At 44.6% G+C, this 12,622-nt stretch carries 10 protein-coding genes; 3 read left to right on the top strand and 7 right to left on the bottom strand.

Annotated elements, in window-relative coordinates:
- Positions 1 to 162 precede the first annotated feature (162 nt).
- Positions 163 to 1,104, top strand: coding sequence for an aldo/keto reductase family protein (locus tag QFZ77_RS14465; protein ID WP_307440639.1), 942 nt, complete (start codon positions 163 to 165; stop codon positions 1,102 to 1,104).
- Positions 1,105 to 1,221: 117 nt separating this feature from the next.
- Here QFZ77_RS14465 and QFZ77_RS14460 read toward each other — a convergent pair whose 3' ends face one another.
- The 6 genes from QFZ77_RS14460 to QFZ77_RS14435 all read right to left on the bottom strand — a co-directional run bounded on the left by QFZ77_RS14460 (position 1,222) and on the right by QFZ77_RS14435 (position 9,056).
- The gene (locus tag QFZ77_RS14460; protein WP_307440635.1) at positions 1,222 to 1,518 is read right to left on the bottom strand and encodes a DUF6509 family protein; all 297 of its coding nucleotides are present in this window, start codon (positions 1,516 to 1,518) and stop codon (positions 1,222 to 1,224) included.
- Between the two features lie 83 nt (positions 1,519 to 1,601).
- Positions 1,602 to 1,853, bottom strand: a complete 252-nt coding sequence (locus tag QFZ77_RS14455) for a transporter suffix domain-containing protein (protein WP_307440633.1) — start codon at positions 1,851 to 1,853, stop codon at positions 1,602 to 1,604.
- Positions 1,854 to 1,999: 146 nt separating this feature from the next.
- Positions 2,000 to 3,871: a chondroitinase-B domain-containing protein gene (locus tag QFZ77_RS14450; protein ID WP_307440630.1), complete on the bottom strand. Its 1,872-nt coding sequence runs from the start codon at positions 3,869 to 3,871 to the stop codon at positions 2,000 to 2,002.
- 263 nt (positions 3,872 to 4,134) lie between these two features.
- A complete protein-coding gene (locus QFZ77_RS14445; RefSeq protein WP_307440628.1) occupies positions 4,135 to 5,256 on the bottom strand; it encodes an alginate lyase family protein in 1,122 nt (373 codons plus the stop codon).
- A gap of 109 nt (positions 5,257 to 5,365) precedes the next feature.
- The gene (locus QFZ77_RS14440; RefSeq protein ID WP_373462743.1) at positions 5,366 to 6,475 is read right to left on the bottom strand and encodes a glycoside hydrolase family 88 protein; all 1,110 of its coding nucleotides are present in this window, start codon (positions 6,473 to 6,475) and stop codon (positions 5,366 to 5,368) included.
- 73 nt (positions 6,476 to 6,548) lie between these two features.
- Positions 6,549 to 9,056 carry a glycoside hydrolase family 2 TIM barrel-domain containing protein gene (locus QFZ77_RS14435; RefSeq protein ID WP_307440622.1) on the bottom strand — a complete coding sequence of 836 codons (2,508 nt, stop codon included), beginning with the start codon at positions 9,054 to 9,056 and terminating at the stop codon, positions 6,549 to 6,551.
- Positions 9,057 to 9,188: 132 nt separating this feature from the next.
- Between QFZ77_RS14435 and QFZ77_RS14430 the strand changes: the two genes are divergently transcribed.
- A complete protein-coding gene (locus QFZ77_RS14430; protein ID WP_307440620.1) occupies positions 9,189 to 10,067 on the top strand; it encodes a helix-turn-helix domain-containing protein in 879 nt (292 codons plus the stop codon).
- Between the two features lie 136 nt (positions 10,068 to 10,203).
- On the opposite strand, the gene QFZ77_RS14425 is transcribed toward QFZ77_RS14430, so the two are convergent.
- A complete protein-coding gene (locus QFZ77_RS14425; RefSeq protein WP_307449514.1) occupies positions 10,204 to 11,148 on the bottom strand; it encodes a fused MFS/spermidine synthase in 945 nt (314 codons plus the stop codon).
- A 216-nt stretch (positions 11,149 to 11,364) separates the two neighbouring features.
- Between QFZ77_RS14425 and QFZ77_RS14420 the strand changes: the two genes are divergently transcribed.
- Positions 11,365 to 12,621: a glycoside hydrolase family 18 protein gene (locus QFZ77_RS14420; protein ID WP_307440618.1), complete on the top strand. Its 1,257-nt coding sequence runs from the start codon at positions 11,365 to 11,367 to the stop codon at positions 12,619 to 12,621.
- Position 12,622: the final 1 nt, after the last annotated feature.

Genomic DNA, 12,622 nt, shown 5'->3' with positions numbered 1-12,622 from the left:
AGCCTTCATCCCCCTTGATGATCACGATATGTACTTACCTTGAAGTATGCCTCGTACCTCCAGGTAACTTAATCACCTATTTGTCAGTTCTTACATAAACCAGGGAATATCTTTATACTATAGATAGTTCTTATCCCATATTGCACTAGGAGGTTAACAAACATGCAATATCGCAAACTCGGTAACAGCGGTCTCAAAGTCAGTGAAATCAGTCTAGGCAGTTGGCTCACATACGGTGGTTATGTCGGGGAAGATCCTGCCGTCCGTTCTATTGAACAAGCTTATGATTTGGGTGTTAATTTCTTTGATACAGCTAACGTATACGAACGTGGTGAAGCAGAAAAAGTGATGGGCAAAGCACTCTCCTCCTATCCACGGGAATCCTATGTTCTAGCTACAAAAGTTTTTAATACGATGGGCGATGGTCCTAATGATCGCGGTTTATCCCGCAAGCATATTAAAGAACAGGCCGAATCCAGTCTACGTCGACTGAATGCGGATTACATTGATATCTACTATTGCCACCGTTATGACCCTGAAACTCCGCTAGAAGAAACTTTGCGTGCATTGGACGATTTGGTTACACAAGGCAAGGTACTCTACATTGGTGTGAGCGAATGGACACCTGCTCAGATTGTCGAAGCATATGCAATTGCTGACAAGCTTCTATTAGATAAGCTGATTGTTAATCAACCGATCTACAACCTTTTCAATCGTTACATTGAAAAAGAAATTATCCCACTTGGCGAGGCCAAGGGATTCGGTCAGGTTGTCTTTTCGCCGCTTGCACAGGGGCTTCTTACAGGCAAATATCGTGCAGGACAACCCTTCGCAGCCGATAGCCGAGCAAGCAGCAAGAATTGGAGCGATAAGCAATTAAACGAAGCATTATTGAATAAAGTGTCACAATTATCCGGAATCGCCGATGAGCTTGGCATTAAGGTCTCTCAGCTGGCTATCGCTTGGATTCTCAGAAAAAACAATGTAGCAAGTGCCCTCGTTGGCGCTAGCCGCCCTGAGCAAGTCGTTGAAAATTGCGCAGCTAGCGGCATCCGCTTGACGGAAGATGTGTTACAAAAGGTGGAAGACATCCTTCAAGGATGAGAAGATTAGCTTGAAAAAATCCCTTACTGCGTGAGGGTTTTTTCTTTTATTGATTATTTAAAAAGCCATCCAAGATGCTCGCATCTCGAATGGCTGTTCACTTATTTATTCACTTACTTATTCATTTCCTTCATGAACGTGCTCTTTGCAAAACGCTTCTACTGCGGCAACTTCATCATCCTCTAAATCAAAATCCAAATAGAGTTGTGTCGTTTTCTCGTAAAGCTCATACTTCATAATCCCAGACTTTTCTTCTTCCACGCTATAGATCGCTCTAATATATAATCCGCTTTCGGAGTAAAGCTCATCATCTTCCTCAACTTCAATATCAATGAGAAATTCATATCGCTGCCCGGTCAAAATCCCAAATGGATCTTTCACTAATTCCACAGTGTAACTTGTCATTGTAAACATTGGACCACCCCTTCTTCATCTGCAGGTTATAGTATACCTGAAAATAAGAAAATAACTAAATTTTTCTGGAAGTACCTTTTCTTTTATTCTCCATCGTTACTCGATTTTTTCTGTTTTCGCGACCAGTTTTTAGGATTTAAGTACCGTCTATATTTTCTCGCCACTTCTTTACCAAGAATGATGCCGCCTGTCCAGAACGCAATCTCGCTAACGATAAGAAGACCAGCGATCCAACCAGCCATCCCACTTCCGGTATGAACGAAGAATGGAATCGTAAATGCCGACAAAAGAGCAATCGCAGAGACGATCAGCATCACAATACCCAGTTTTTTCAAATCAAATAACCCCCTACTTTCATCTCCTACGTTTCAACTCTACTTGCCTTGTCCCACTTTATCAAGTTTTATAATGAAAAAAGACCGCACAGCCTAAGGCTGTTGCGATCTTTTTTAAGCCATCTCGGTAACTATCTATTTGTTACTTAAGGCGCATTCGGTCCTACCTCTGTTACCACCAACGGATGTTTCCCGAAGGATGTGCTTGAAGAGCGTTCATCTGCTCCAATATCAGTGGCGGAGCGTGTTTCCCCATCTATATCCTCAGTCACAAAGGTGTAGGTTCCCAATGCAGCGTTTATCGCTGGACTGCTGGTTGACAATTTTTGCAACCCATTTACAGTTGTGAGCAAAGGATTTATTCCCCAAATTTGGGCAGCCGTCCTCGAACTATTATTGCTTACTGTGCTGCCAAAACCCATATTCCCTTCGAATAGGGTGTTGGTGGTCACAACTTCATCATAGAGGGTTCCCGTGGAATTTCTAACGATATTATTAGCCACTCTGCTGTCCTGAGTAGCATACGTTTTACTAGAACCAACAATAATTCCCGTCGTGCTGTTAACAATCGTATTGTTTACGACCTGCGCTCGGTAAATTTTCCACTGCGCTCTCAAGTCATCCGCCGTTGGATTTGAGGGGTACCCACTCGTACCTCCGTCATAATTACCATTGTCTAGAATAATGGCGTTAGCAGTAAGATTTTCCATGTAATTGTTGTATATCTTATGGTCGTTTCCATAAATACGGATTCCCGCTTCTTCCGTCTCTACACCATCGCCAAGGAAAAAGTTTCCGTAAAATGAGTTGTTATGACCATGTCTTGAGGTGAGTCCTCCTTTGGAGGTCTTGAAAGTATTGTAGCGAACTGTGTTATTACTGCTTTTTACAGAAACGATTTCGGGTTCGCCATCGCAGTTCTCAAATAGATTGTACTGGATGGTATTAAACCCATTGGACAAGGAGATTCCCGATAATCCGAGGCGTATCGTTTCTTTGCCATTAGCAACCCATGGACCCACATCATGAAAGTAATTATATTCGATGACGTCATACTGAGAGATGTTCCCGTTACCATCGCCTTGATAAGCAATTAGAGGGTCCGTGTCGCTCTTGGGACCGAAGTCATTATGTTCGATTCGATTATGATGACTATTGACTCCGCTAACCTGAAGCCAGATTAGGTTTCCTCCAGTTGCTTGTAGTGCGAATTGATTTCGAGTAACTCGAATGTTATTGGATCCATCTAAGAGAAGGGCTGTATTTCCGGTATTTGTAAATTTAAGCCCCTCGATAACGACATTGGACGAGTTTTGAATTTGGAGAGAAGCCCCGCCAGAAATAATCGCCTGCCCTGGATTAGCGGCCTTGATCGTGATAGGGCTGCCTGCTGTGCCGTTTTTGTTGCTCAAGACGAAGGGGCCAGTTTGTGTGTAAGTCCCATTCGCAAGTACGATCGTGGTACCGGCGCTTGCACTGCTTAAGGCCGAAGTTAACTCCCCTGATGTGGATACAGGAACACCTGGAGTAACAGGAGCAACACCATAGATTTCTACCTCATTATAACTGTTCCATGCGTTGACGGAGTTACCATGTCCAACAATACGCACATAACGGACTGGCGTTACATCAGGGAAGTCAAAAGTCTGTAAGCTTGTATTCAAACTGCTGGTCACGTTAGCCTGAACTGTTGTAAAATTCACGTTATCGGTGGAAGTTTGAATATCAAAACTGGAAGTTCTTGTATCCCCGCTTAAAAATGCAATCTTAATGAAGGAGACCTTGACACTCGAACCCAAATCGTACTTGATCCATTGCCCATTGCCGTTAGCAGACCAGCGTGTGGTTAAGCTTCCATCCACCGTATTAGCAGGCACATTCCCATCATCCGCACTCGCAGTCACGCCTGATGTCGCAACCGACAATTTAGCGTCCGCCGCATAACCTGAAAAAGGGATCATGGCAAGAAACAAACTAACCAATAACATAACAATGCCTGCTTTTTTTCCTTTTCCCATTCATACATCTCCCTTGATTTCATTTTCACATCAACCAATCCCTATTAACCTTTAAGCTCCTTTCATTGTCTTCGAGTGCGCACTCTCCCTCAATTTTATATAAATCATGGAGATAATAAATCTTCATAATCGTAAATTCATCTTTAAAATCGAAACTCCACACCCTCATTACCTAATCTGGCTATTCAAATATGGATGTAAACGTAAAAAAAGGGAGTGTCCTCAGTTACCAGACATCCCTTCGCGGCCTTGCCTCCACATTCTTATAACCAAAGCAGTGGTTGTCGGATGGCCATATTTCGACGCACCTCTGAACTCGTCGGGCTTTTATCCAGCTCGTGCCACAGCTTCAGCAAATCATCAGATTCGTAAGCAAGCCCCGCGAATAATAGAAATGATATCCCGACAGGCCACTCTTCAAAGCATTCTACATCATGTTTATATGGCCATGCAGCTTTATTCATCAAATATGGTGTCAGAAATTCAATTCCCTTCCGGATTCCCCTTCCATCGGGTAATTGATAATCCCATAGGTTATCGTTCGGAGTCGATAGGATATGACAGAGAGTGACCAGATTATCCAATGCGAAGATGGAATAGGCGTAAGGCTTAGTTCGCGCCAATTCCCTCGGCAAGCTGCCGTTCTGATCCATTTGTTCAGCCAGCAGACGAGTCTTGAATTGTTCCCGGCAAAAGACAAGCATTTGTTGATTTCCAGTCATCCGTCCAAATGCCGCTGCTTGCACGAACCAGCAGATCCCATGATTATTGGACGCGTCCCTTTCCTCCATACCTTGATGGTGCGTGCTCATCCAATTCAAGTAATTGGAGAACCAGTCCACTATGCCCAACCTTGTAGATTCCTCCAAACTCAATGCTCTTTGTAGAACTTCAACGGCAACCGTAACATCGATCAAATGAAGTGTATCGATAATCCCGATTCCCCTTCCCTCACATACGCCAGGAATCGCTTGGGCATACAGCAGATGCGGATTCATTCGGGTCTGTTCATCCAAGAAAAACCCCTTCAAAAGCTGTATCGCTTTTGCCGCATACCGTTCGTCCTCCGTAATCCGATAGGCCGAAGCCAGCCTAACCACATGCGACCTCATAAGCCGCAGCGTGCTCCGGTGATGATCGAAATTGCCAGGATTACTTTCACCATCGCGGCGAATATACGGCAGCCCATCCTTCGTATCCGGATTAGGCCACCAGTAGTCTCCATTCGAATAATAATCATGCAAACCTCCTGGACTTCCAAAAGCAATATGATCTGTTAAATGGATCATCGGGGCGTGAAGCGATTCCTCCGCATCATGGAGAATTCTGTCCATATCAAAGTAATCTTTCCATTGTTCCTTCTTTAACTTTAAGATCCCCATCATCAGGTTCCTCCCCTGCGGCTACTATCCTTCTACGCCTTACACATGTAAAAGCAATTGACCTGTGACCTGCTAATTCCATCATGAAATCAGCAGGTCACATGCCTGTTTTCTAGAAAATTCGATTCTTCCAGCCTAGCAGCTTTGCAATAGCCTCAACGTAATAATAGTCTCCATAGATCAAGGAAACATCAATGTTCTGCCCAGCGGGTAAATTGCCAGTTCCGCCAAGCAGGATTGCCTCATGCTCCGGTTGATCCCATGTCGCATAGTTCTGGGTCAAGGAAAGCAGGATCCGTTCTGCTGCCCGTCGATAGAGCGCGCCCTCTACGGATGGGAGTGCATCAGCCAGCTCAAGCAAACCAGACGCAGCGCAGGTTGCCGCAGACGTATCGCGCGGGAGACCCTCTAATGATTCGGCTGCGCGGAAATCCCAATGCGCTACATAATCCTCAGGCAAGCAAGCTAGAAAATAGTGCGCTACGCGTCTAGCCGCATGGAGATATTTGGCATCGCCTGTGTAACGGTATGTATTGGCCATACCATGAAGCGCCCATGCTTGCCCACGGCTCCAAGAAGAGTGAGGTCCTGCCCCCTGCCCGCCAAGAGATTCGATGAGTTCACCCGACCTAGGGTCAAAGCTAAGAATGTGATTCACAGATCCGTCTTCTCGGATAAAGTGATCCACCACCGTATCAGCATGCGCCTTGCCTACATGCTCAAACCGTGGATCAGCCGACTCTTGAGCAGCCCAAAACAAGATGGAAAGGTTCATAGACGAATCTACGATAGACCAACCGATTTTTTCTTGATTCCAAGCTCTCAGAAACTGACCAGCCAGATTGAAGCGTCCCGTTAAGAAGTTTGCCGCGAACAGCCCCCGGCGCTTACCGTCCTGATCACCTGTCAGCTTGTATTTGATAATTGCCGTCGGCAAGAATTGAAAGCCTACATCATGATGGTAGTTGTTAGCCTCGATCATCTTCTTTTCAAACTTCTCGTCCCAGCTCCATGCCGCTTTTTTGTAATGCTCCATGCCGGTCATTTCGTGCATAATCCATAGGATGCCTGGCCAAAAACCGGATGTCCACCAATCGTGCCGCATGTCATCGTAGATACCGTCTGCCTTAGCCACATGCGGAGATTTATCCCCGAACTGCTCGATCATTCTATCTACTTTAACCTGCAGCGCTTCCCATACGAGGGGCAGTGCTTCCTTCATGCTTGCCGCGTTCTTCCACTTGTCAGCTTGAATCGTTGTCTTGTTCTCCATTCGATTCGCTCCTTTGGTTTTATTATAAAGTGATAAAAGCAGTAGCCATGCCTTCACACTTCGCGCTGACTACCGAAGTCGGTAGATGAGCTACCTTGCCTGTTTTGACCGCAGCCATGGCTGGTCCCCCCGCAGAAATGAACGCAGTCTCACCGATGGCAGCTGCACTTCCACCTAGTGGATCGATATAAATCCCCGCACGTCCAGTTGCCAGCTGTACAAGCCTCGAGCCATGGATCGTACCAAGACCATCAAGCAGCTTGCCATCGCCGCTAAGTCCAAAACGAATGAAATGAGAAGCATCCGGACAAAAAACACCCTTCTCGTCAAACATACACGCTTCCACATAGATACGACCATCATCCTGCTTCACTGACGTGAGCTGAAGCTCCGTTGGCTCCCCCCATGTCTCTGTCTGGTAATTGAAGGTCATCTCATCTTTCACGATGATGCCTTCCTTCTCAGCGATGACCTGCACATGGTTCATGCCAGGATTGAAGGCAGTGTTCCAACGTAGACCCGCACATGGAAAGTCTTTGGAATCTCGCTGTTTCACGCCTAAACTAACCCCGTTAAGGAAAAGCTCCACCTTAGAGCAGTTGGAATAAACCTTTAGGCACTTCTGCTCATCCTCTTCACCCCAACGGACTGGCATCGTGTGACCGTAGATACGTACCATAGGTTCTTTAGACCAATAGGATTGGAAGACATAAAAAGCTTCCTTCTTCGTCAAATCACGTTCAACGATTCCCTTCATATTCAGATATGGAATCGGTGAATCCGGACGGACTGGCGTGGCGAAATCCTTGAAGGACCATTGTGCCGCGCCTGTCAGCCAATCCATCCCCTCTTGACATTTTAAATACCAATCGATCATTTCACAGAAGTAGGTCTCCGACCAGTCACCGTCCCGAGAGACACGCGTTTCGCCTCCAGTAAGTAAGTAATCCCCATCTCGCTCTTCTGTAGCTCCGTTTCCGCGTGGGATATACTCGAAACCGGTGTATGTTTTCTCCACATGCCGAGTAGGCAAATTATCAGCCCCCCATTCCATATGGAAAAAGGAGTCTACTTGTTCAAAGGCCATCCTGGAGCTTTTCTCGTAGTCTGTGTATATGCCTCGATACCACCCTGCCCAAATTGATGGCGAGTAGACATCAATAATATCTTTGCAAAACTCACATCGCCGTATCGCAGTCAGACGCCCTGGATCCAACTGGTGTGACAGGTCATGAAGCTCTTTCATAAAGCGACGGATTTCTTCCTGATCGAAATAATCAAAATCGCATTCCCAATCATTTTCATTGCCAAGCCCCCAAAGAATCACGGACGGATGATTGTAATGCTGAGAGATCATCGCGCTTAGCATATCGCGACATTGCTGCCGGTAAGCTTCGCCCCCTAATCCTCCACGGCACCAAGGGATTTCTTCCCAAACTAATATGCCGAGCTCATCGCAAAGATTCAGTGCAATTCTCGATTGCTGGTAATGTCCGAGCCGAATAAAGTTAGCGCCCATGCTCTTAATCAATTGCATTTCTTCAAGAATCATCTCTTCTGTCATCGCGGGTCCAACGCCGGCATGATCCTCATGACGATGAGTACCACGAAGCAATAACCGCTCACCATTAAGCTTGAAAGGACCTTGCTTCATAAACTCAAAGAAACGAACCCCGAATTTCTCGTTAACCGTTGTCTCTCCATGGACGCACGAAAGTGTCACATTACAACCATACAAGACAGGTTGATCCGTCGACCAGAGATGAGGTGTATCAAGCTCGAATACCGTTAGCTCCTTATCCCCTTCCCACGGCATTGAGCTCACGTTTGAAACCGCTATCACATGTCCCGTTGGGTCCGTTAATTGGATCGTCAATTGCAGGTTTTCGTTCAAGCCATTCGGATTATATAACGCAGCGCGAACTTTCACCGTACAGGAGGATACCGAATCGGAGCCGGATACCTTCGACTTTTGCAATGTTTGAGTGTCCGTCTCGATATGTACCTTCTCCAGCGACACCGCTGGCACATAAACCAGATTAAGATAGCGATACACACCGCCATATAGGTGGAAATCACTGGCATCTGATGGAATCGTCTCAAGCTCACGGCTGTTATCGCACATGACAGCTACGGCGACTTTACCCTCATAGCGTTCAATTTCCCGCGCTCGTTCGGCTGCTTCAGTAATATCAACCGTGAATTCATCATACCCACCAAGGTGTTCTCCTACCTGCTCGGTATAAACAAATACGTTAGAACGCTGTCCAGCTCCTTCGAAGTGCAGCAGCGTTCTCCCATTCGGATACGGATTGTTCACCTCCAACTTTGTGCGATACCAGCCCTGCCCTTGATAGTACTTACTGTCTGGATCCATCGTATCCAAAGCATTGTAAGAATGCGGAAGCTTTACTTGCTTCCATGGCACATTATAGTGATTTTGGAGCTTATCGCCCCGCCATACTTCCCACACACCTCCTAGACTTCCACAGTAATGCTCCCAATTCTGAGTCAACCGTTGACCAAGCAATCTCTATCACTCCCACCGAAATTCTTGCCCTCAGTATAGCAAAAATCAATCGAACAGAGTGTAGTGCTCTTATGATAAAATGTTGTTGTGTTATGATTTTACATACTAGAGAAGATGGGAGTCATTCGGACCATGAAGGTAATGAATTACTTGAACCTTAATCAACACCCGGCACATCTTCAATTTTATCGAAATCGGACAAATGCATTTGCTGAAATCTACCATGCACATCAAGGTATGGAAATCCTTATTGTCCACGAAGGTACTGGAACAGTCATTGTGGAGCAACAAATTTTCGACCTGGCTCCGGGTATTCTGTTTTACTTCAGACCTTTCCAGCTTCATCGGATACGTATGAACGAAGCAGCCCATCAAGCGTACATCCGATCTTTTTTCGTATTTGAACCTGCACTGCTTGATGGCTGTTTGGCGGCGTTCCCTTCCACACGCGAATTTTTCCAGAAGCTTTGGAAAGACCCCCTATCTATTCAAATGATAAGCGGACTAGACACGGAGGCTTTGCATAACTTGCTCCAAGCTCACCAGTATACAATTGAGCAGGCCAAACCAGAACAATTGCTCGAAGAACAATTATTCTTCTTGACCAACTTGATGCATCATCTGAAAACTTCCTATCCAAGAACCGGTTATCCTCTAATCACTGAACGTAATGCTAAAGTAAAGTCCTCATCCATTGCTGAGAAGGTCATGGAATGGATCGAAATCCATTACATGGAGCCATTTGAGCTTAATCAACTCGCACAGGCCATTCATTTATCGCCAAATCACATATCCGCGGTCTTTAAACAAATCGTAGGCAGCAGCATTACCGAATATTTGACTGCAAGACGCATTCGTCAAGCCTGCTTATTGCTTAAAACAAGTGACATATCCATACAGGGAATCGGGCAGGCTGTCGGTCTGGGAAACTTCTCTTATTTTTGCCAAATGTTCAAGAAACACGTGGGATTGACCCCTTATCAGTTTAAAAGGACGTCAGACCAGCCATAAATCCTTTAAAAACACAATCTTTCAAAGTTAAACGTCCATACCATTATCTGAAAGATTCACAAGAGGTTCCTGAATTCTAGATGAAAATTGGCATGAAAAGACAAAGAGGACTATCCCATAGCCCTCTATCTCTTCATCATTGCGCAACGGCTTCTTTCTGATCTTGATGATAATATTTAAATAATCTTAGGTTTTTCAAGCTATTTGGTAAAGCTACATTTTTTGATTCTAGAACTTCTGCCGGCAATTTGAACAATCTTGAAAGGTTTTTGGGGAGTGTTTGGTTGGGGACAGGAACTTTCTTTCTGCCTGGGATAAAGTTTTTAAACGAAGCGATCTGGAAGCCCCAATCTCCGAAAGAAGGGACATAAACATAGTAGCTTTTCGTCTTCATTCCTATGCTTTTCAACGTATTATGAATGCTCCAATAGACTCGCGGCATATCTTCTGTTGAATTGGATTGGATGACAATAATACCGCCTGGAGCAAGCGATTTTACTACACGTTGAAAAAATTCTTTTGTGTACAGCTTACTAATCACTTTATCTGATGGATCGGGAAAATCCACGATAATCACATGATAGGATTTAGAAGTTGGGAAAAATAATTTGGCATCCATTTGATGAACCTTTACGCGTTTATTAAATAATGATCGATGATTTAAAGTAGATATGGGCTTTCTTTTGGCTATTTTAATGATTTTGGGATCCAGTTCAACCAGATCAACCGTTTTTACATCCTTATATTTAAGCACTTCTCGTACTGCGAATCCATCGCCACCGCCTAGAATCAAAACATTACGGCGACTTGGTGACATCGTCATTGCCGGGTGAACAAGGGCCTCGTGATAAAAGCGTTCATCCAATGAACTGAATTGCAGCTGCTTATCCAAATACATCCGTACATCTTTCGCTTCGAGCAAGACAATATTTTGAAACCGACTTTTACCTTTATATATGATTTTAGGCTTCCTTTGCATTAAATGCTTTAGTGTGTGTTGATCCCATATATCCCCTCGCATTTGAATAGAGTTTGGTTTTTTAGGTATCACCTTTTTAATCTTACTTGGCGTCTTTGTCATTTTTTGCAATGATTTCACCTCGCATAATAATTACAGTTTCCTTGAATTTTCCAAACAAATTAAAATTATGATATGCCATAATTTTCGAGAAAGTGTGGGCTGCGGTTCTCCTCGAATTTCCTTTCGCCAGTACGGTGCAGCCGTTCTGAAACATGCCTATTAATGAATATCTATGGAAGGAAGTATCTTTGCTCTGCTGGGGGGACTAAATTTCATATGTTTATTTACACTGTAAAAAATGGAGATTCTCTTTTTTCTATTGCTTCAAAATTTCAATTTCCCCTCGATAAAATTCGTGAAGTAAACGGCTTGATTGATCCAACGCTGGTTCCCGGTCAAGCTTTGATTGTTCCATCAACTTATTATATTGTTCAGCCCGGAGATTCGTTATATACGATATCACAGATGAGTTTGGTACCCGTGGATACCCTGCGTTCGGCTAACGGGCTTCAAAGCGATGTATTATCTGTAGGCATGAAGCTGTATCTGCCGGTGAGAACCAAATACCCGGAAGAAGGTTTAAGTTATTTCATTCCTGCTACACCTGAACAAATTGAAATGACTACCCGTAACTTTTCTCCTTACAATGCCTACTTTGGCATTTTTGAATATCACATTACCGAAGAAGGGAACTTGAGCACGTTAAAGAACGATGAACTCGCCGTAAGAGCTTCAAGGAATCAGCGAGTTGCTCCTCTTGCGACGATTACGAATTTAACGCCGGAAGGGTTCAGCCCTGAAATGACAAGGCAAGTCCTTAACTCTCCTGAAATAAGGAATCGACTCATTAATAACATCTATACATTGATAAAAACAAAAAATTATGCTGGTGTAAATGTTGATTTTGAGCAAGTGCAGGCAGGGGAAAGAGACTTGTATACCGGCTTTTTACGTTCGTTAAATGATCGTTTGAATCCGGAGGGATACTTAACATCGGTCGCCCTTCATGTAAAAAAAAGCGATAGCGATTATCCAGGTTATGATTACGGCGGGATCGGTGCTGTCGTGGATTTCGCTTTCATAATGGCCTACGATTGGCATGAAAAGCATTCCGGTCCCGGACCTGTCGCCCCAATCGATGAGATACGTAAAACCCTCGATTATGCCGTGCAGCGCATGCCTCGGAACAAGATTATTCTTGGGGTACCCAGGTATGGGTATGACTGGACGATGGACAATGGAACCGTAATCAGCGCTAAAGCTGTTTCCGTTACAACGGCTACCGAAACAGCTTTGAGGTATGAAGTACCGATTCAATATTCTATACAGTACCAACAACCTTATTTCTCATATTGGGACGAAAACGGTAGAAGACATAGTGTGTGGTTTGAAGATGCGCGAGCCCGTGCAGCAAAATTTCAAACTGTCGTCGATTACCATCTTAGAGGCGTTGGGGCATGGCAGCTCGGATTGAATTTCCCGCAATCTGTTTTCTTAGTGAAACATTTTTTTTATCAGAAAAGAGTGATTTGAA

Origin of the sequence: Paenibacillus sp. V4I3 (genome assembly GCF_030817215.1) — a bacterium.
Taxonomy (GTDB): domain Bacteria; phylum Bacillota; class Bacilli; order Paenibacillales; family NBRC-103111; genus Paenibacillus_E.
Note: the sequence above shows the minus strand (reverse complement) of the source record. Positions and strands in the feature narration are given on the sequence as shown.

Excerpts from the sequence above, each read along its gene's own strand:
- QFZ77_RS14445 (WP_307440628.1), bottom strand. The coding sequence starts at position 5,256 with ATGATGGGGATCTTAAAGTTAAAGAAGGAACAATGGAAAGATTACTTT.
- QFZ77_RS14465 (WP_307440639.1), top strand. The coding sequence starts at position 163 with ATGCAATATCGCAAACTCGGTAACAGCGGTCTCAAAGTCAGTGAAATC.
- QFZ77_RS14440 (WP_373462743.1), bottom strand. The coding sequence starts at position 6,475 with ATGAAGGAAGCACTGCCCCTCGTATGGGAAGCGCTGCAGGTTAAAGTA.
- QFZ77_RS14425 (WP_307449514.1), bottom strand. The coding sequence starts at position 11,148 with ATGACAAAGACGCCAAGTAAGATTAAAAAGGTGATACCTAAAAAACCA.
- QFZ77_RS14430 (WP_307440620.1), top strand. The coding sequence starts at position 9,189 with ATGAAGGTAATGAATTACTTGAACCTTAATCAACACCCGGCACATCTT.
- QFZ77_RS14420 (WP_307440618.1), top strand. The coding sequence starts at position 11,365 with ATGTTTATTTACACTGTAAAAAATGGAGATTCTCTTTTTTCTATTGCT.
- QFZ77_RS14450 (WP_307440630.1), bottom strand. The coding sequence starts at position 3,871 with ATGGGAAAAGGAAAAAAAGCAGGCATTGTTATGTTATTGGTTAGTTTG.
- QFZ77_RS14460 (WP_307440635.1), bottom strand. The coding sequence starts at position 1,518 with ATGTTTACAATGACAAGTTACACTGTGGAATTAGTGAAAGATCCATTT.